18 protein-coding genes are annotated in these 19,851 nt (G+C 46.7%); 10 read left to right on the forward strand and 8 right to left on the reverse strand.

Features of this window, described 5'->3' with window-relative positions:
• Nucleotides 1–5 precede the first annotated feature (5 nt).
• Complete coding sequence (locus tag ABMY42_RS00455) at nucleotides 6–368, forward strand: hypothetical protein (RefSeq protein WP_050938334.1); 363 nt, start codon at nucleotides 6–8, stop codon at nucleotides 366–368.
• 191 nt (nucleotides 369–559) lie between these two features.
• Here the strand turns inward: ABMY42_RS00455 and ABMY42_RS00460 are convergent, their stop codons facing one another.
• From ABMY42_RS00460 to ABMY42_RS00470, 3 genes are read right to left on the reverse strand one after another with little or no spacing between them, the layout of a single operon-like run.
• A complete protein-coding gene (locus tag ABMY42_RS00460; RefSeq protein ID WP_005384349.1) occupies nucleotides 560–1,816 on the reverse strand; it encodes a PTS ascorbate transporter subunit IIC in 1,257 nt (418 codons plus the stop codon).
• A 9-nt stretch (nucleotides 1,817–1,825) separates the two neighbouring features.
• Nucleotides 1,826–2,113, reverse strand: a complete 288-nt coding sequence (locus ABMY42_RS00465; RefSeq protein WP_005374080.1) for a PTS sugar transporter subunit IIB — start codon at nucleotides 2,111–2,113, stop codon at nucleotides 1,826–1,828.
• Between the two features lie 58 nt (nucleotides 2,114–2,171).
• Nucleotides 2,172–2,615 carry a PTS sugar transporter subunit IIA gene (locus ABMY42_RS00470; protein WP_025768034.1) on the reverse strand — a complete coding sequence of 148 codons (444 nt, stop codon included), beginning with the start codon at nucleotides 2,613–2,615 and terminating at the stop codon, nucleotides 2,172–2,174.
• 248 nt (nucleotides 2,616–2,863) lie between these two features.
• Here ABMY42_RS00470 and ABMY42_RS00475 point away from each other — a divergent pair, with 248 nt between their 5' ends.
• Nucleotides 2,864–3,892, forward strand: a complete 1,029-nt coding sequence (locus tag ABMY42_RS00475; RefSeq protein ID WP_005442357.1) for a LacI family DNA-binding transcriptional regulator — start codon at nucleotides 2,864–2,866, stop codon at nucleotides 3,890–3,892.
• A gap of 86 nt (nucleotides 3,893–3,978) precedes the next feature.
• On the opposite strand, the gene phnX is transcribed toward ABMY42_RS00475, so the two are convergent.
• From phnX to phnW, 3 genes are all read right to left on the reverse strand, one after another.
• Nucleotides 3,979–4,794 (reverse strand): phosphonoacetaldehyde hydrolase, encoded by an 816-nt coding sequence (gene phnX, locus ABMY42_RS00480; RefSeq protein WP_050913262.1) that lies wholly within the window; start codon nucleotides 4,792–4,794, stop codon nucleotides 3,979–3,981.
• Between the two features lie 78 nt (nucleotides 4,795–4,872).
• Entirely contained in the window at nucleotides 4,873–6,252 is a 1,380-nt protein-coding gene (locus ABMY42_RS00485) for an aspartate aminotransferase family protein (RefSeq protein ID WP_349265842.1), read from the reverse strand.
• A gap of 26 nt (nucleotides 6,253–6,278) precedes the next feature.
• A complete protein-coding gene (phnW, locus tag ABMY42_RS00490; protein ID WP_349265843.1) occupies nucleotides 6,279–7,382 on the reverse strand; it encodes a 2-aminoethylphosphonate--pyruvate transaminase in 1,104 nt (367 codons plus the stop codon).
• A 266-nt stretch (nucleotides 7,383–7,648) separates the two neighbouring features.
• On the opposite strand from phnW, the gene ABMY42_RS00495 reads away from it, so the two are divergent.
• From ABMY42_RS00495 to ABMY42_RS00515, 5 genes are all read left to right on the forward strand, one after another.
• Nucleotides 7,649–8,659 carry a putative 2-aminoethylphosphonate ABC transporter substrate-binding protein gene (locus ABMY42_RS00495; protein WP_005384363.1) on the forward strand — a complete coding sequence of 337 codons (1,011 nt, stop codon included), beginning with the start codon at nucleotides 7,649–7,651 and terminating at the stop codon, nucleotides 8,657–8,659.
• 685 nt (nucleotides 8,660–9,344) lie between these two features.
• A complete protein-coding gene (locus ABMY42_RS00500) occupies nucleotides 9,345–10,451 on the forward strand; it encodes a putative 2-aminoethylphosphonate ABC transporter ATP-binding protein (protein ID WP_349265844.1) in 1,107 nt (368 codons plus the stop codon).
• Nucleotides 10,452–10,459: 8 nt separating this feature from the next.
• Complete coding sequence (locus tag ABMY42_RS00505; RefSeq protein WP_005442364.1) at nucleotides 10,460–12,184, forward strand: putative 2-aminoethylphosphonate ABC transporter permease subunit; 1,725 nt, start codon at nucleotides 10,460–10,462, stop codon at nucleotides 12,182–12,184.
• A gap of 9 nt (nucleotides 12,185–12,193) precedes the next feature.
• Entirely contained in the window at nucleotides 12,194–12,898 is a 705-nt protein-coding gene (phnR, locus tag ABMY42_RS00510) for a phosphonate utilization transcriptional regulator PhnR (protein ID WP_017635094.1), read from the forward strand.
• Nucleotides 12,899–12,964: 66 nt separating this feature from the next.
• The gene (locus tag ABMY42_RS00515) at nucleotides 12,965–13,870 is read left to right on the forward strand and encodes an EamA family transporter (RefSeq protein WP_349265845.1); all 906 of its coding nucleotides are present in this window, start codon (nucleotides 12,965–12,967) and stop codon (nucleotides 13,868–13,870) included.
• Between the two features lie 91 nt (nucleotides 13,871–13,961).
• Here the strand turns inward: ABMY42_RS00515 and ABMY42_RS00520 are convergent, their stop codons facing one another.
• A complete protein-coding gene (locus tag ABMY42_RS00520; protein ID WP_005445404.1) occupies nucleotides 13,962–14,513 on the reverse strand; it encodes an outer membrane beta-barrel protein in 552 nt (183 codons plus the stop codon).
• 35 nt (nucleotides 14,514–14,548) lie between these two features.
• Nucleotides 14,549–15,460, reverse strand: coding sequence for a VirK/YbjX family protein (locus ABMY42_RS00525; protein ID WP_017188571.1), 912 nt, complete (start codon nucleotides 15,458–15,460; stop codon nucleotides 14,549–14,551).
• A 591-nt stretch (nucleotides 15,461–16,051) separates the two neighbouring features.
• Between ABMY42_RS00525 and ABMY42_RS00530 the strand changes: the two genes are divergently transcribed.
• The 3 genes from ABMY42_RS00530 to ABMY42_RS00540 all read left to right on the forward strand — a co-directional run bounded on the left by ABMY42_RS00530 (nucleotide 16,052) and on the right by ABMY42_RS00540 (nucleotide 19,283).
• Nucleotides 16,052–16,411, forward strand: a complete 360-nt coding sequence (locus ABMY42_RS00530; protein ID WP_349265846.1) for a DUF3316 domain-containing protein — start codon at nucleotides 16,052–16,054, stop codon at nucleotides 16,409–16,411.
• Between the two features lie 233 nt (nucleotides 16,412–16,644).
• A complete protein-coding gene (locus ABMY42_RS00535; RefSeq protein ID WP_349265847.1) occupies nucleotides 16,645–18,045 on the forward strand; it encodes an FAD-dependent oxidoreductase in 1,401 nt (466 codons plus the stop codon).
• A gap of 113 nt (nucleotides 18,046–18,158) precedes the next feature.
• Nucleotides 18,159–19,283, forward strand: a complete 1,125-nt coding sequence (locus ABMY42_RS00540) for a M14-type cytosolic carboxypeptidase (protein ID WP_349265848.1) — start codon at nucleotides 18,159–18,161, stop codon at nucleotides 19,281–19,283.
• The last annotated feature ends 568 nt before the right edge of the window (nucleotides 19,284–19,851 follow it).

Consider the following 19,851-nt stretch of genomic DNA (forward strand, 5'->3'; position numbering starts at 1 on the left):
TGACTATGAAGAAGTTGACCTTACTTTCTTTGTCTGCGGTAGGCGCTACCGCACTATTGGCAATCGGACTGAGCTCAAGCAGCTTGGCAAACAATCAAGGATTTCCTCTCGTGGATGAACGCCAAGATCAAGCCGAGCAGCAACCTGCACGTTACTTTGTTAAGTATCATGAAGGGAAAGAGAGCGAAGTGAGAGCGCTTCTTCGTCAGCACAACATTGAAGTGGTCGACGCTCTGGTGAAACAACACGTGTTGATTGTGGTGGGTGAACAGGCGGAAGTCGATAAGCTCGCGGATCACGATGCGGTCGAATACACCGAACAAGAGCCGACAAGAAAGCTGCTATCTAACGGAACTACGCTTCAATAAGCCAAACTTGCTTAAGATAGTGCCAAAAAGAAAAACGCCCCTCACGTGAGGGGCGTTTGTTTTCTTTCATGATCCGGTTCTTCTAAAGCCAGTCGTTTGCTATGACTAGAGATTTTTGAGGATTGATGCCGATGAGCCTATTCGCGCCTCAATCAAGTCAGTTATCAGCTAGTCATATTCAGACTAACCACTTAGCGAACAATCAGACCCAGTAGGATACCAACAGCGCCGAAGTCTGCGTCACTGAAGGTCGTGTTAGCAAAGCCTAGGTCACCAAGTACTGGCATTAGGAATACTGGTAGGAAGGTAATCAGTAAACCTTGTGCAAAAGCACCTAAGATTGCACCGCGACGACCACCTGTAGCGTTACCAAATACACCTGCTGCAGCACCTACGAAGAAGTGTGGAACGACACCAGGGATAATCACAGTAAGACCCATCACGTAAAGTAGGAACATACCCAAAAGACCCGCCGCAAAGCTCGATAGGAAGCCAACCAATACCGCGTTTGGTGCGTATGGGAATACAACCGGACAATCAAGCGCAGGTTTTGCGTTTGGTACTAGTTTGTCTGAGATGCCTTTAAATGCTGGAACGATTTCTGCGATAACCATACGTACACCTTGAAGGATGACGTACACACCACCGGCAAATGTGATGGATTGCATCAGTGCGAACATGAACCAGTGCTTACCACCGCTGACTTCGCGTACAAAGTCACCGCCAGCGAAGATACACGTCACCATAAAGATGATGCCCATGGTGAACGAGATTGCTACTGGCGTGTCACGTAGGAACAACAAGCTCTTAGGTACGTTCATCTCTTCAGTAGAGTGTTCTTTATTACCGAACTTGCTGCCAATAAAGCCAGCTAGCACGTAAGAAAGGGTAGAGAAGTGACCAATCGCAACGTCGTCAGAACCTGTTACTTGCTTCATGTACTTGTGAGCAATCGCAGGGAAGAACACCATCACAGAGCCCACAACTAGAGAGCCAAGCGCGATCAGTGGAACGCCTTTCATGCCGCTAGAAGCAAGGATTGCCGCTACCATCATCGACATAAATAACGTGTGGTGACCTGTTAGGAAGATGAATTTCCATGGCGTGAAGCGAGCGATCAGAATGTTCACTAACATACCGAAGAACATGATCATCGCCATCTCTTTACCAAACGCTTCTTGCGCGATAGAGACGATAGCTTCGTTGTTTGGAACCACGCCTGTGATGCCAAATGCGTGTTGGAAAATCGTCGCGAAGTCACCCAGAGAAGTCACAACCAGACCCGCACCCGCACCAAGCACGATGAAACCAAGAATGGTTTTTACCGTGCCTTTAATACACTCAGTAACCGGTTTTTTCTGGGCAATTAAGCCGATGAGGGCGATGAGACCTACCAGAACCGCTGGCTCTGATAGGACATCGTTCATTAAGAAACTGAAAAATTCCATAACGCCACCTTATAGAGCGCCAAGCTCTTGAAGTGCTACAGATAGACGCTCTTTCATTGCCACTTTGTCGACCATGTTATCAAGCGCAACGATGCGAGGTTCAACGCCAAGTGCGTTCAACTGTTCAACGATGTCGTTAGTACCGATGAAGATGTCACAATCCGTACCTTTTGCAGAACCTAGATCGATATGATCCACTTCTGCGTTTACATTCAATTCTTTCACGATGCCTTTGATGCTCATTTCCATCATTAGGCTAGTACCAAGACCGTGACCGCAAACAACCATAATTTTCATAATTCAGACCTTTTCTTTTTATAGGGGTGTATGCCCATTTCGAAGGGCACATCAGGAGTTAGTATTTTTCGATGATCGCAAGAACATCTTGTGTGTTTTGAGCGGAGCAGATGGCTTCTACATGCTCTTCATTCATAAACAACTCAGCCAGTTTAGAAATCGCATCCACGTGCGAGTTACTGTCTGTCGCGGCTAGCGTAACCAGCATTTTCACTGGGTCGTTACCTTCAGAATCGAAGTTCACGCCGTTTTGAATCACCGTGATAGCAAGAGACAAACGGTTAACGCCATCTTCAGGGCGAGCGTGTGGCATTGCCATACCAGGACCTACCACGTAGTAAGGACCGAGCTCTTCGTGTGAGCGGTAAATAGCGTCCACGTAGCTTGGCTCAATCGCGCCATTTTCAATCAGTGCTTCACAGGATTTGCTCACCGCATCTTTCCAGTCAGTAGCATCAGAATGGATGCGGATCACATCAGAGGTAATCAGTTCACGTAGCATTGGATCTTTCCGGTTTGTTGTTTTGTTGATGGGTACTTTATCGATCAATTTGTCAGAAAAACCTGAGAATGATCACAAATGGTAGCGCTATCTGATAGCGCTATCATAAATTGTGATAGCGCTACCATTTTTATCAGTCATCCGAGTTTCATATGCTTGTGATCGACTTCTAATGCGCTAATATCAAAACCACTAAAACGCTGTGGTAAGATGTCGCGGCAGAAAATAGAGAACACTAAATAAGAACAATGAGCGAACCTCGCAAACGAAGAAGTACTGGCAATGTCACCTTGGCGGACGTCGCTAAAAAAGCCGGCGTAGGCACCATGACGGTGTCGAGAGCATTACGAACGCCCGAGCTAGTATCTGACAAGCTGAGAGAAAAGATTCAACAAGTGGTTGATGAGCTCGGCTATATCCCGAATAAAGCGGCAGGGGCTTTGGCGTCTGCTGAAAGTTACTCCATCGCTCTTATCATTCCTTCCCTGTTTGAAAAAGCGTGCGCGCTTTTCTTACCGAGCTTTCAACAAGCGTTGAACAAAGCAGGTTATCAGTTGCTGCTTGGCTACAGCGACTACTCGGTAGAGCAAGAAGAGAAACTGCTTTCGACATTTCTTGAGAGCCGCCCAGCCGGAGTGGTGCTGTTTGGTAATGAACACAGCCAACGTACTAATCAGCTTTTGGAAGCCTCGAACACGCCGGTATTGGAAATTGCTGAGTTAAGTTCGAAAGCGAGCTATCTCAATATCGGCGTTGACCATTTTGAGGTGGGTAAAGCCTGTACCAAGCATGTGATTGAACAAGGCTTCAAGAACGTGGGTTTCATTGGTGCGCGCGGCGATCACTCCACTTTGCAACGTAAGCTACACGGCTGGCAAAGCGCGATGATTGAGAACTACCTTGCGCCGGACCATTTTTTAACCACGCACGAAGCACCATCGTCACAATTAGGTGCGGAAGGGTTGGCGAAGCTATTGCTGCGCGATTCAAGTTTGAATGCTCTGGTATGTAGCCATGAAGAGATTGCGATTGGTGCATTGTTTGAGTGTCACCGCCGAGTGTTGAAAGTCCCGACCGACATTGCGATTATCTGTTTGGAAGGCTCTTCCATGGGTGAGCACGCCTACCCAAGTTTGACCTGTGCGGAATTCGATTACGAACGTATGGGGACGAAAGCCGCAGACAAGTTACTGCAAGCCATTAAAGGTGAGCCCGTAGAGCATGCAACGGACATGGGCTTTAAGCTAAAACGCCGAGCGAGTACTGCGATCAACTAACCTCATTTGGTTAGAAACTAATACGTGATACAAAAAACCTCTCGATGCTGAGAGGTTTTTTTATGCGTGAGAACAATGACTGTGGACTAAGGACGCTCACCTGCTGCTAGTCGACGTTCGATATCAGCAACCACTTCTGGGAAGTCAGCGATCGTATCGATAAGGTAGTGCGGCGAGCTCTTGAGCAATTTTGCACGCGCTTTTTCACGAGCGGCATTAAGCGTTGCTTCGTCCGCGGCTTGGTATTCTTCAAATGTTAGACCTGCTTCGTTACCAGACAGCAGCAAACCAACGGTCCACATACCGGCGTTGTGACCTTCATCGATGCCCGGTGCGGCGTCATCCACTTTGATACACGCGTTAACGTCCGTTACATTCAGCTCAATCACGTTCTTCAGTGCCATAAATGGTGCTGGGCGACCACCTTGAGGCAGGTCATCCGTTGCTACTACGTAATCTGGTTTGTAGCCGTAATCCGCCGCCACTGGAATCAATACGTCCATCACTTCGCGAGGGTAACCAGAACAAGAGCCGATCTTGATGCCTTTGTCTTTCAGACTGTTCACAACTTCAATCGCATTTAAGATAGGCTCTGCATGGTCAGCCACTTTCGCTTTTTGCAGAGGCATAAATGCTGCGTAGATAGCGTCGATGTCTTCGCTGGTCATTGAGCGACCAAACTTCTCATTCCAACGCTTATCAACGGCAGGGATGCGTCCCACTGCTTGGATGTGATCCCACTTACCAAGACCCATTGGTTCGCGCGCTTCTTCAAGGTCGATATCGAAATCAAAGCCTTGTTTGAACGCTTCCACAAAGATGCTGGTTGGTGCAAAAGAGCCGAAATCGACGATAGTGCCAGCCCAGTCAAAGATTACTGCTTGAATTGGTGAGTTGCTCATGTTCAATCCTTTTTCTTGCTTGCCAGAGCGCTGCCTACACGTTGGAACTGCGCTCAGGATAAATTGGTTTTGTTGAGGTTAGAAGTAGTTAAAGTCGTGACACACTTTGGCGATGGCTTCTTCGAAAATTGCCAACGCTTCTGTCAGTTGTTCGTGAGTGATGATCAGCGGTGGGCTGAGTTGAATCACATTGCCTTGTGATACCTTGAAACTCACTCCGTTGTTGAGGCATTGGTACAGAACAGCTTCAGCTTCGTCATACGCGCGTGCTTTGCTTTCGTGGTCGGTGACCAGTTCAATGCCCCATAACATGCCGATGCCACGCACATCGCCAATCACTGGGTACTTAGCTTTCATCTCTAGCAGCTTTTCACGCATGAACTGGCTGTCGGCTTTGGCTTTCTCTAGCAAGCCGTCTTGTTCAATGGCTTCCATAGTTGCCAGTGCTGCAGCACAACCGATAGGGCTTTTCTCATGAGTGTAGTGACCCATGGAGATTTGCTCGGCGGTGTTGTATTTGTCTTTAGTTACCATGGCTGCGATAGGCACTAACCCTCCGCCCAAACCTTTACCGATGCAGAGCATATCTGGCTCGATGTCATAGGCTTGGTAGGTAAACCATTCACCACTGCGACCCATGCCGTTTGGGATGTCGTCGATGATCAGCATGACATTGTGTTTGTCACAGATTTCGCGGATGCGTTTCCAATAGGCTTTACTCGGCACTTGTACGTCGGTATTACGAACCGCTTCTGCGATAAACGCGCCCACGCCACCTTCTTTCTCAATCACGTATTCAAGGTAGTCGGCGTAATGCACGTCGCTACCGTCCTCTACTGGGAAAGCGCCACGGTAAGATACGGCTGGTGGTATGCGTTCAACACCTGCCATTAATGGTCCCATGCCTTGGCGGAAACACGCTTCGCCGCCCACTGAGATGGCATCCAACGATGCGCCGTGGAAGGAATCCCACAGAGACACCACCTTGTAGTTGCCCGTGATATGGCGCGCTAGTTTAAGTGCCATGCCCACTGCAGATGTGCCACCCGGCGCAAACAGCACGCGATTCAATTCGCCGCCACAGATTTGGGTGAGTTTTTCGGCACATTCAATCGCAGTTTCGTTGGTAAAACGACGTGGTGAAAACGGCAGTTTGGCAATTTGCTCTTGCACACGTTTAATCACATGCGGGTGACCGTAGCCCAACTGGTGGACGTTATTGCCATGGAAATCCATGTACTTTTTGCCCGTGGCATCTTGGATGTAGATGCCTTCTGCTGCTTCCAAGGTATCTAAGCAAGGCGTCGACATAGCTTGATGAAGAAAGACCTCCGAATCACGCTTCAATAATGTTTGCGTGCGTTCGTCATCCATCGATGCATTCCAAGCTTGGCGCGCTGGTGTTGTGTTGACATCGCCTTCGCTGCGGAAATGGGTCGGTTTGATATTCTGAGTCATAACGCTCTCTCAATCAGAAGGCTGCTTTACGCAACTTGCCAGTACATTGCTTTTTCAATCGCACCGATTAAGCGCTCGATATCTGCTGGGTAAACTTCGCCGATGTTGCCGATGCGGAAGCAATCTGCGTTCGATACTTTACCCGGATAAATCACGAAGCCTTGCTCTTTCAAACGCGTGTAGAACGCTTTGAATTGGTAATCACTGTGAGTTGGAGAGTAGAAAGAGGTGATGATTGGCGAGTGAAGGTCATCACTCAGTAGTGGCTCAAACCCCAAAGAGCGCATACCTGCAACCAGTGTTTTCTGGTTAGTTTGGTAGCGGTTATGACGAGCCTCAATGCCGCCTTCTTGTTCCAGTTCTAGCAATGCTTGGTAGAAAGCGCGAACTGTGTGCGTTGGAGACGTGAAACGCCATTTGCCGTGGTTCACTTCCATACAGTGCCACTGGTCGTAAAGATCAAGGCTCAAAGAACGCGCCTGACCTTGGCACTTTTCTAGCTCAGTTTGTTTCGCAATCACAAAGCCAAAACCCGGTACGCCTTGGATACATTTGTTCGCTGAGCTGATCATAAAATCGATGCCTAGCTCAGCGATATCGATAGGAATGCCACCAAAGCTCGACATGGCATCGAGAATCACCACTTTACCGTGTGCTTTCGCTGCAGAAGCAAATGTCTCAATAGGGTTAAGCATGCCAGTGGTTGTCTCGCAGTGAACAATCGCCACGTGTGTGATCGCAGGATCCGATGCCAATGCAGTTTCCACCTCGTTCAAGTGTGGCTGTGATGTTTCGCCTGGGGAAACTACATGGCATGGAATATTTAGGTATTCAGCGATCTGAGCGATGCGTGCACCATACGCACCGTTGTCGACAACCAACAATTTTCCATCTTTGCCAATGGCACTGCCAATCGTTGCTTCGACTGATGCGGTGCCGCTACCTTGCATTAGTACACTGGTGTAGCCGTCTTGCTCCGTCGCCAGTTTTACAAGCTTAGTGCGGATCACTTCTACAATGTCTTTGTTGTATTCATCATCCCAAGTACACCAGTCTTTTAGCATGGCTTCACGTACCGTTTCAGAAGTAGATAGAGGACCTGGAGTCAGTAGTAGGTATTCGTTTTTCATCTCGATTTCCATCAGAATAGGCTAATTGGTCTACACCAAATTTCAAGTTCACTCTAGCGAGGAAGAAAAGGGCAGTAAATAGGCGAATATCCAATTTCATAAAACTTTAATATCCAGAAAATGACGGATCAATTGAACGATTATTCATCGCAAATTTTCGTAAAACTGCCATTTAATGGTCATGATTTCGTCACAAAGGCTCAGTAGGGTGTATATCGTCAACTGGTACAGACCAAATGAAAACTTAGCCAAATTAACTGGAGAAAATGATGAAAAACCGTTTGATGAAAGGATCGCTGGCTGCACTTGTCTCTCTGCTAGCTACGAATGCAATGGCAGCACAGGAAGTCACGGTTTACACCGCTTTCGAAACTGACATTCTTGCTAAATACAAGTCTGCGTTTGAGAAAGATAACCCAGATATCAAGATTAAGTGGGTTCGCGATTCCACCGGTATCATGACGGCGAAATTGCTGGCAGAAAAGAACAACCCTCAAGCGGAAGTGGTTTGGGGGCTGGCTGGCTCGTCAATGGCACTGCTTAAAGATGAAGGTCTTCTTAAGCCTTACACACCAAAAGGTTTGGAAGAGCTGCACGCGAACCTAAACGACCCTCAATCAAACCAAGCTTGGTTCGGTAACGATGCGTTCTTTAACGCAGTTTGTTTTAACGAAGCGGTAGCGAAACAACTTAACCTACCGAAACCAACGTCTTGGGAAGACCTAACAAAGCCGGTTTACAAAGGTCACATTGCAATGCCGAACCCAGCGTCTTCAGGCACTGGTTACATGCAGGTTTCTGCTTGGCTACAAAACATGGGTGAAGATCAGGCATGGAACTACATGCGTGACCTAGACAAGAACATTGCACACTACACGCACTCTGGCTCTAAGCCATGTGTTCAAGCGGGTATGGGTGAAGTGGCTATCGGTATCTCGATGGCGAGCCGCGGCGCGAAGCTGAAAACACAGGGTGCGCCACTAGCGGTTATCACACCAAAAGGCATCGGCTGGGAATCAGAAGCCGTTGGTCTAGTAAAAGAGTCGGATGCAGCGAAACGAGTTGTCGACTGGTCAATCTCTAAAGCAGCAAACGAGCTTTACGTAGAAATGTACCCAGTGGTTGCACATAAAGAAGTGAAAGCGACTGTATCTAACTTCCCTAATGTTCAAGAGAATATGGCGAAGATGGACTTCGCGCAAATGGGCAGCAAGCGTGCAGAGATTCTAGCGGCTTGGTCTGAGAAGTTTGACGCGAAATCAGAGCCAAAGTCTTAATCGAATTTGCTTTGAGTTGAATGTTGAAATCCACCTCGGTTGAGGTGGATTTTTTGTTTTCTCTGTTATTTCAGAGTTTGTTGAAAGTAGATTCCTAGTCTCACCTAGGTTCGCGATGACGGACTTAAGAAAGTTGGGAGCTTCTATCCGCACTCACAACGTCATTCTCGAGAGCGACGAAGGAGTGAGTCGGGAATCTCAGAAAATAGTGCTTGTAAGAGATTCCGGATGGCTCGCTTAGGCTCGTCCGGAATGACGATATTAAGCATATGGAGTGTAAGTCAAAGCTCGTAATTCTAAGCAATGCGTGTGATTCAGAATTTGTAATCCACACTCACCACGTCATTCTCGAGAGTGACGAAGGAGTGAGTCGGGAATCTCAGAATATAGTACTTGTAAGAGATTCCGGATGGCTCGCTTAGGCTCGTCCGGAATGACGATCTTAAGCGTATGGCGTGAAAGTCAAAGCTCGTAATTCTAGGCAATGAGTGTGATTTCAGAATTTATGAACCACACTCACCACGTCATTCTCGAGAGCGACGGAGGAGTGAGTCGGGAAGCTCTAATTGTCACGTAAACAAACTTCGCTTCCCTTCATCTATTTGTCATCTTCTGGCTATAAATTTGTCATTGGAACGTAACACTCCAAAATTAAAGTTGGTATATACCATTTGGAGCGTGTGTTATGTCAACTAACCAACATTACCTAAATATCGAAAATGTAGTGAAGCAATTCGGACAGTTCACTGCATTAAAGAAAATCTCGCTAGCGATTGAAAAGGGCGAGTTCGTTTGTTTTCTTGGTCCTTCTGGCTGCGGTAAAACCACTCTGCTACGTGCCATTGCAGGTTTAGACTTGCCAACGTCTGGTGCGATTTTTCAAAACGGTCAAGAGACCACATTCCTACCACCAGAGAAGCGCGATTTCGGCATCGTATTCCAATCTTACGCGCTGTTTCCGAACCTAACTGTGCAAGAGAACATTGCAGTGGGTTTGAAGAACCAAGGCATGTCGACCAAAGAAGCGTTAGAGAAGGTGGATTACTGGTTAGAAACCATTGGTCTTCCAACCTCTGGCGAGAAATTCCCTAACCAACTTTCTGGTGGTCAACAGCAGCGTGTAGCACTCGCTCGCGCATTGGCGCTATCTCCGGGTTTACTGTTATTGGATGAGCCGCTGTCAGCGCTGGATGCAAAAGTACGTGTTCACTTACGTGACGAGATTTGTAAGCTGCAACGTAAGCTTGGCATCACCACCATCATGGTTACGCACGATCAGGACGAAGCGCTGTCGATGGCGGATCGTATCGTGGTGATGAACCATGGTGTGATTGAGCAAGTCGGCACACCTCAAGAGATCTACCAACAACCAGCTACGCGCTTTGTCGCTGAGTTTGTCGGCAGCATGAACTTTATTGAAACCTCAGTCGCAACGGACTCCCAAGTACGGATTGCCGAAACCCTGATGTTAGCGCCAAGCTTGACCAATCGTAAGATTCAACGTGGTGACCGCTTCGACCTTGCGGTGCGCCCTGAAAGCATCAAGTTCGTTGAAAACTACACCAACTCTTTACCTGTGCGAGTTACCGCAACCGAGTTTCTGGGGGCGTTTTTCCGCATTGATTGCGTATTGCAAAACGACAGCTCAACGAAAACCATCGTCGTGGATGTGCCTGTGGAAACGGTTCAAAAACTCAATATCAAGGCGGGCGATGTTCGTTACATCCAGTTTGCTGAAGAAGGGCTGCATGGTTACGCCGTGCCCTCGGTTGATAAAGCGCTAGCAGCGTAGGTGTAAACATGGATGCGAAGACAATGACGATGAATAGCCTGACCACACAAGACAAAGCAAAATCCCTACTCGGACGTGTCAGCCGCGACAACCTTGTGTTGTTTGGTTTGCTCGCTGGCTTGTCAACCATGATGGTGTTGTTCATCTTAATGCCGCTTTGGGCTATGTTGACCAAGAGTGTGCAAAATGCCAATGGCGAATTTGTTGGATTGGCAAACTTTGCGACGTACTTTTCCTCTTCAAGCTTGTGGGTGTCGGTGGGCAACACCTTCACTTTGGGCGTGATAGTTACCTCGGTAGTGGGTGTGCTTGCGTTTGGCTATGCCTACGCGCTGACTCGTTCATGTATGCCATTTAAAGGTTTGTTCCAAATCCTAGGTACTGCGCCGATTCTCGCGCCTTCGTTGTTGCCGGCGATCAGTTTAATCTTCCTTTTCGGTAATCAAGGCATTGCGAAAGAGATGCTGTTAGGAAACTCGATTTATGGCGTGATTGGTATCTCGATGGGTTTGATCTTCTGGACCTTTCCTCATGCATTGATGATCTTAACCACTTCGCTGCGCACTTCTGATGCTCGCTTGTATGAAGCAGCCCGCGCACTGAAAACTTCACCCATCAAAACCTTCTTTATGGTGACGTTACCTGCGGCGAAATACGGTTTGATCAGTACGCTTATCGTGGTCTTTACGCTGGTTATCACGGACTTTGGTGTGCCGAAAGTGATTGGTGGAAGCTACAACGTCCTGGCGACTGACATCTTCAAGCAAGTTGTGGGACAGCAAAACTTTGCCATGGGTGCGGTGACCAGCATTATGTTGCTATTTCCTGCGGTAATGGCGTTCGGCGCAGACCGCTGGGTACAGAAAAAACAAAAAAGCTTATTCGACACTCGCTCGGTGCCTTATCAGCCAGAGCCTAACAAAGCGCGCGACAGCATTTGTTTGGTTTACTGCAGCATCATTTCTATCGCAGTGCTGGCAGTACTTGGTATGGCGGTGTATGGCTCGTTAGTGACGTTCTGGCCTTGGAACAAAGCGCTGACGCTAAACAACTACAACTTTGCTGAAATGAGCACTTACGGTTGGAGCCCATTCTTCAACTCTCTAACGCTGGCAGGTTGGACAGCGGTTATTGGTACAGCCATCATCTTTGTCGGTGCGTACTGTATTGAGAAAGGGCGTGCATTTGGTCCAATTCGTCAAGTGATGCAAATGCTTAGCGTCGTGCCAATGGCAGTTCCGGGTATGGTGCTTGGCTTGGGTTACATCTTTTACTTCAATGATGCGAACAATCCTTTGAACGTGCTTTATGGCACCATGGCATTCTTGGTGATTAACACGGTAGTGCATTACTACACCGTGGGTCACATGACCGCCCTGACAGCGCTAAAGCAGTTGCCATCGGAGATTGAAGCCACAGCAGCATCGGTGAAGCTTCCTCAGTACAAGTTGTTCTTTAAAGTGACATTACCTGTGTGTTTACCTGCGATTTTGGACATTGCGACTTACTTGTTTGTTAATGCATTGACCACCACTTCTGCGGTAGTATTCCTTTACTCAACCGATACGATTCCGGCTTCGGTCTCGATTCTGAATATGGACGATGCAGGTCAAACTGGCGCTGCAGCAGCGATGGCTGTGATGATCATGATGGCTGCCGCAATTGCGAAGATTGTTCAGATGACTTTGGGTAAATTGTTAGAGAATCGCACACAAGCTTGGCGCAAAAGATAAGGACACTTCGTGCAATACGTAAAAATTAAAGATTCGATTGTTGAACAGATTGAAGCGGGCATGCTATCGCCGCGTCAAAAACTGCCAGCAGAGCGTAAGTTGGCGGAGTCGTTCGATACTACACGCGTCACTCTGCGTGAAGCTTTATCACTGCTGGAAGCAGAAGGTCGAATCTATCGCGAAGATCGCCGAGGTTGGTTTATCTCACCCGAGCCATTGCGTTACGACCCAACCCAAACTCTGAACTTCCCGAACATGGCGAAAGCGCAAAATCGCGTGCCAAAAACGGAGTTGGTCGCAGCAAAAGGAACGTTGGCAAACAAACAAGCGGCACGCTTGCTGGACTTGCAACCTTTCTCGGACGTGTATCGAGTCGACCGTGTGCGATACCTTGAAGATAGACCTGTAGTATTCGTAACAAACTATATTCGCCCAGAGCTGTTTCCGAATCTGCTGGACTATGATTTGTCAAACTCACTGACGGACATTTACCGCGAGCATTATGGCGTGACGTATCAAAAGATTCGCTACCGCATTTCAACCAGCACTTTGTTGGGTGAAATGGCTCAGGCACTGCGCGCGACAGCCGGTACGCCAGCGATGGTGGTGGAGCGCATCAACTATAACCAACACGGTGAGTTGATTGATTGCGATATCGAATATTGGCGACACGATGCCATTAGCATTGAATCTCTGGCGGAACTCCATCGTTAAGTGGATTTTCTCATTATCTAAGGCTCCATCTCGGGGCCTTTATTTTATTCAGACAGGAACATTGAAATGGATTTGTTGGCGATTGGTCTCGTCGTTTTCTCTGCTGTTCTTCATGCGGGCTGGAATATCCTTGGCAAAAGCAACTCTGGGTCAGGGCTCGCGTTTACCATGGCCGCCAGCTTTTCTGCATGTTTCATTCTTACCCCTTATTTGATTTGGTATTTGGCAACCATTGGCTGGACATCATTACCGAGTGAGTTTTGGGGATTGCTGTTCATTAGCGGCATTTCACAAATGGTTTATCTGGTTGGTTTGATTGTCGCTTATAAGCACGCTGATGTGGGGGTGGTTTATCCGATTGCTCGGGCACTGCCTGTGATGATGGTCGGCGCAATCAGTGTTGCATTGGGACATGAATTATCTAGTCAGCAGTGGCTTGGGTTCTTGCTGATTACCCTTGGTTGTATGCTGGTTCCACTGACGAATTTTCGTCAAATGACATTGGGCTCCTATTTGAACGTCGGTGTGTTCTGGGCATTAATGGCCGCAATAGGCACAACGGGTTACTCGGTGGTCGATAAAGAAGCGCTGAGTTTACTCACAGGACAAGCATCAGAGATCTTGAATGATCAGTACAGTGCAATCTTCTACTTGGGCGTGCAGTTTTGGGCGATTGGTATTCCAGCCCTTGTATGGTGCTTAGTTATAGGGAAGCCAGATGAGATTAAGACAGCGTGGCAGATCCGCAAAACAGCCAGCATGGCAGGGGTAATGATGGCATCCACCTACGGCTTGGTGTTGTTTGCGATGACCATGACAGACAACGTAAGTTTGGTGGTGGCACTAAGGCAAATCAGCGTCGTGTTTGGATTGTTTATGGGGATTTGGTTTCTGTCTGAGAAATGGTATCTCACTCGGGGTATTGGGGTTACTTCGATTCTGGTGGGGATTATTTTGGCATTAACGCATTAACTAATGAGCGGGATATGCGCCCGTTAATACAAAAAAGAAAAGGCAGCGAATGAGCCTCTCGCTGCCTTTTGTATTAACCTGTAAGCCTTGTTTAGAAACGCAATTGCGCACCAAACATCACGCCACTAGAGTCAAAATCGCTGTTTTTTGAATACACATATTCTGCATTCAAACCAAAGTGTTTATAGCTCCAGCCAATACCGCCAGCCGCTTCACCACCAACACTTGAGTGTTCGATGTTTTTGCTCTGACCGTTCACTTTATAAGTGTATTCGAGAGTGTAGAGAGTAACACCTGCCTTGCCATAAAGCTCGAAGCCTGAACCCAGTGGATAGCTAGCATAGCCACTTAAGCGAGGTCCGGAGAAGCTCGTATCGGTGACTTCTGAAATCGGACTCACGAGTATCGAACCAATACCGTCAAACGCGCCTTTATAACCCGCTTCGATACCAAAGTTATGCGTTGGCATGTAGCGGTAATAAATCTCACCTAAGAACATGTCGCCTGATTCTTCGCTCGTCGGTGCGTCGTAGTTCACACCGCCATAGCCAATATTTGTACCTATGATGTGTTCGCTGGTGGTTGCGTTGGCAGACAAAGAAAGTGTCGACAACACCAAAGCAGTAACGAATGAATAACGCATAAACGTTTCCCCTTAGCTTTTAGCCTTTTAGCCTTTTAGTTTCTTAGGACTTGTTCGAAAGTGACTTTGGTGTTGTCTAGCCATTCGTAACGACGACGGTACATAGAACGTTTTGAACGAGACATACCTTCAATATCACGACGAGGTGCATTCACGTCGATAGAGTAGAAGTTGCGGTCGTATTCTGTGCCACCAAGCTCTAGCCACAACGCATCGTAATCGGTTTTGATTCTGCCTTTGCTGTAACGCTTAGCTGCGTAAGTGTGCGATTGAGTTTTTACAGCCAACAGTGTTTCTATGCCCCAAACCTGCGCAACGATAGCCAGCAATCCAACCATCAAGCTTTTCGGACGTTGACCGTATAGCTTACGCGTCAGCTTTTTGATTTTTGCGTTATTTTCCTCACAGCTGCGTGGTCCTTGCAAACCACCAATCATGATGCATCGCTCGCCATTCTCATGACCCAAGCTGAAAGAAAGAGTGTAGAAGTTGCCATCTTCTTGGCTATGCAGCACCAAGCTCATATCACCTTCTTTTTGGTAACGCGCTTCGTAAACCAAGCGGACCGAATACAAGATGTCGTCAATTTCAAATGAAGTCAGAGTTAGACCTTCCGCATCGGTGTAGATCTCTTGAATCAGTTCAGGCGAGATCAGGTCTGCTACCGAGTTGTAGTGATCGACAACAAGCGCAGAACGGTCGAAAGCAGGTCCATTCTTAATAATGTAAGGACGAAATGGCTTCTCTAAGAATCGGTGTGTACGAGTGCAAAGCAGTTCGAGCAGTGATGCTTCAATGTTGTCCGCGAGGTACTTAAACGACTTTCTGTAGAATAAAGCGCGTGCGATGAATTTTACGCGGTAGGTCCAAATTGGACGATAAATGTCAGCGTACTCATCGGAATAAATGGTTCTGCTGTGATCAAGGATGGATTTATTCATGGTCATTTCACTCCAAACTCATTTCCAGTTGTTCGGCTCTGTCAAAGAGGCGTGAGCGCTTGATATAAAACGCGAAAATAGGGCGATAAAAGAGAGTGGTCTTATTTCGCTCAAGCATTGACGGGAGCTGGTTTTGAACGGTGTTCTTTTGGCGAAGATTTTAAGAGAAAAAAGAAGTGAGGTTTGTATGGTTTAGTATGAAATTGTCAGAGCGTGTTGTTGTGCTCAGACAAACCCGTTGAGTGAGCTAATGAGTGGGTTCGTTTCTTCAGTAACCAATAGTCATTGTCACTATCTAGGGGGACTGAATGAGCTTTGAAGACAAACAAGCGATACACATCGTTGTTTTGAGTGCGAATCAAACCATTTTTGCGGAAGCAAGTATCTCGAAGTGAGTTAGGTATAAAACGTAATCTATGGATTTTTCTAGTGTTTATTTTTTTAGAGTCAAAGACGTTTAAAGAAAGCCGATAAATAAAATGAATTAATTTTAATCTTTTTTTGAAATTAATTTTATTCGCTATAGGTCTCTATACGTACGCTACATTCATCGAGCACTTGGAACTCGATATTTAAAAGGTAAGTAAGGAGCATATTATGAAACGTTTAATCACTCTTGTTGGTCTCATTGCACTAACCGCTTCACCAATTGCTGCATTCGCTGGTGGGTATCAATGGACAAATAACAGCAAATCGATTCAAGGTAATGTCGTCGACAGCAAGCAAGCTGCTTACGAGATGGGCTTTGAAATGATTAAAGAATATCAAGGTAAAACATCTCTACAACTAAGCAAAGAACTGTATGGCGCTTTTGCAAAAGTAGACAAAAATTCTTTCTCAATCACCGATAGTAAAGTTACGGTGGATGAGTTTCTACAAGATAACGGACAAATTGCCTACCAACCAATTTTAAACGTGAAATACGAATATCGTTTGAGAGAGTTAGGTAACCGTTAATTTATATTCTCGCTAGCTAATATTTATTAATTTCTGCTTTATCCTTGCTGTGTGTTATTTATAGGAATGTTGGGGGGCTTTGCCCCCCTTTTTTTATTGCTTAATTTATATTTATTATTAATAGGCAATATTTTCTAACGCTCAGCGTCAGGTTTTCTCGCTCGTTGATTCTCATGTTCGTTTGTAAAGTGGTACTAAAGCAATATTGTGTGCCACTTTACAAAGGATACGGAATGACTCATCTCTCTTACTGGTTCAAGCAAGCTCTGGAAATAGAACAGCCAACGCCGCCATTGTCACTCCAACAAGATATAGCGACGGATGTGGCGATTGTCGGCGGTGGTTATACAGGTCTTTGGACTGCGATCATGATTAAGCAGCAATCGCCGGAAAAACAAGTGGTTGTGATTGAAAAAGGCTTGTGTGGTAGCGGGGCATCGGGCGCAAATGGTGGTTGTATGCTGACTTGGTCAACAAAGTTTCCAACATTGAAGCGCTTGTTTGGTGAACAACAAGCGGCATGGTTAGTAAAAGAATCGGAGCAAGCAGTCTTGGAGATTGAGGCGTTTTGTCAGCAGCATAATGTTGATGCACAGTTATCCTTGAAAGGCGTTTACTACACGGCGACAAACCATGCGCAAACCGGAAGTATGCAGCCGGTCGTGGATGAACTTAAGCGGCTAAACGTGAATAGTTGGCGACATTGTCAGACTGAAGATCTGCGAGAGAATGCTGGCTCACCAAGGCATGTGGACGGTTTTCACTCTCCTATTGCCGCAAGCGTCCAGCCGGCTTTGTTGGCTAGAGGGCTACGTCGTGTTGCTATCGAACTGGGTGTTGAGGTTTATGAAAATACGCCAATGACGCGTTTAGATTATGGTCAACCTGCAACCGTTAGTACGCCTAATGCGAGCATCAAAGCGAAGCAAGTAGTGTTGGCATTAAATGCTTGGATGGTGGAACACTTTAAGCAATTTAACAACAGCATCGTTGTTGTCTCTTCAGATATGGTGATTACAAAACCTCTGGGTGACGCTTTGCCTCAATCAGGATGGCAAACGGGCTCTAGCGTGTTGGATTCACGTATCTTCGTCCATTATTATCGAGATACGCCAGATGGTCGTTTGATGTTGGGTAAGGGCGGCAATCAATTCTCTTACAATAACCGCGTCGACGTGATGTTTAATAAACCAACGCGCTATCAAAATCTGCTGCGTAAGTCGTTCGATAAGCTGTTTCCGCGTTTAAAAGGAACAGAATTCGCTTATTCATGGACGGGTGGTTCGGATCGCTCTGCTACCGGTTTCCCATTCTTTGGCGAGCTAGATAAACAGAACAATGTCTTTTACGGCTTTGGCTATTCGGGTAACGGTGTGGCTCAGACTCGAATGGGCGGAAAGATCTTATCTTCATTCGTATTGGGGTTAGATAATGACTGGACGCGAAGCGGTTTAGCCAGAGGACCATTAGGACAATTCCCACCAGAGCCTTTTCGTTGGACAGGGGCAATGATGGTGCGTAATGCCGTACGCCGAAAAGAGGAAGCAGAAGATAATGAGCAAACACCATTTATCTGGGATAAGTGGCTAGCAAAACTTGCGGGACCAGCAGGCAAAGCGGATAAGCTCGACTAAACTGAATATTTTGATCGCAAACGGATAGGGAAGAAGTGAAATCGTTAGAGGCACCTCTTCCCTTTGTGTTAGCCTCAGTCTTTCAAGCTCAGATGCAAAAGGTGAGTAATAGAATGAAAGTATTCAGCAACTTCGACAGCGGCAGCATTCACGTAGTGAAAGCAGACGACAAAAACGACATCCTACTTAAAATCCCTAACGACAACATGTCGGAATTCTACCAGTGGTTCCACTTCCGTCTTGAGACCGAAGCCGAGCAATCGCACACCATCAAACTACTTGATCTTGCGAAATCGGCTTACCCAGAAGGCTGGCAAGGCTACGACGTTGTTGCGTCTTACGATCGTGAAGAGTGGTTCCGCGTGCCGGCAGAGTTCGATGGTGACACGCTGACTTTCACTGTTATCCCTGAGCGCAGCTCAATCTACTTCGCGTACTTTGCACCATACACGTACGATCGTCATCTAGACCTATTACACATGGCACAAAGTGCACACCACTGCCAGTTGGAAACTTTGGGTCACACGCTAGATGGCAATGACATGAGCTTGCTTACTTTCGGTGAGCCAGAAGAAGGTAAAAAGAAAATCTGGATGATTGCACGTCAGCATCCAGGCGAGACGATGGCAGAATGGTTCATGGAAGGCATGATTCAACGTCTACTGGATGAAAACGACACGGTTGCGCGTGCATTGCTAGAAAAAGCAGTACTTTACGTTGTACCAAACATGAACCCAGACGGCGGTGTTCGTGGTCACTTGCGTACTAACGCAGTGGGTGTGAACCTCAACCGAGAGTGGCAAACGCCATCAATGGAAAAGAGCCCAGAAGTCTTCTTGGTTCGTGAACGTATGCTAGAAACTGGCGTGGATATGTTCCTAGATATTCATGGTGATGAAGCTATCCCTTACAATTTTGTAGCGGGATCTGAAGGCATTCCTTCTTATGACGAAGGTATGGCTGAGTTGGAAAACGCGTTTAAACAAGCACTTCTGACGATTACACCAGAGTTCCAAGACGAGATTGGTTACGACAAAGATGAACCAGGTAAAGCGAACCTAACCGTTGGCTCTAACTGGGTAGCAGAGCAATTTAAATGTCTGTCTTACACCATTGAAATGCCATTCAAAGACAACAACAACCACCCCGACCCACTTTACGGTTGGTCTCCAGAGCGTAGTGTGTTGTTTGGGCAAGATATTTTAGCAGCGACGCTAGCCGTATCTGACAAAATTTAACGCAATTCGTTCACAGCCCGTACTTTGCGGGCTGTCTTTCCTGCCATTATTCTCTCCGCGTTCTCTATTAATGAGCTACTTTCTCCGCAGTTAAGACAAAAAATCTGCAATTTCTGATGCTTATGTGAGTCTCGATAAGTTGGATTTATCGTGTCGATAAAAAATCTAATTTAATTTAGCGATACTTATTCTGTTAAAGTCCATTTCGAGATTCTCGTCACAAAAATCATAACATCTCATAGGGGTAACAGCCTTGAGTGTGAGGTTGAAAGTAGGCACAGCCAGTTAAATTAGTTTTAAGTTGCTATGTAATTACAAGATGGAAGCCGGATAATTTTTCTCGCGGAATCTTGTACCTACAGAGGTTTGCTCATCGTTATCTATCACTCCAATCGTTCAGGTTTAAACGCTTGGGACAAGACGTGGCAGATAGGTGTATCAAAATTCCAACCAGCGCTCCTAATGGAAATATCCCAATTAGAGCGTCATGCGATGATGCGTTAATAGAGATTGTTGGCGTAGTTTTAATCACTAAAAACAGTGCAGGTTCTGACTTTCTTGATGACAG

The organism is Vibrio sp. SSH13-20 (assembly GCF_040104475.1).
In the GTDB taxonomy this organism is placed as follows: Bacteria; Pseudomonadota; Gammaproteobacteria; order Enterobacterales; family Vibrionaceae; genus Vibrio; species Vibrio harveyi.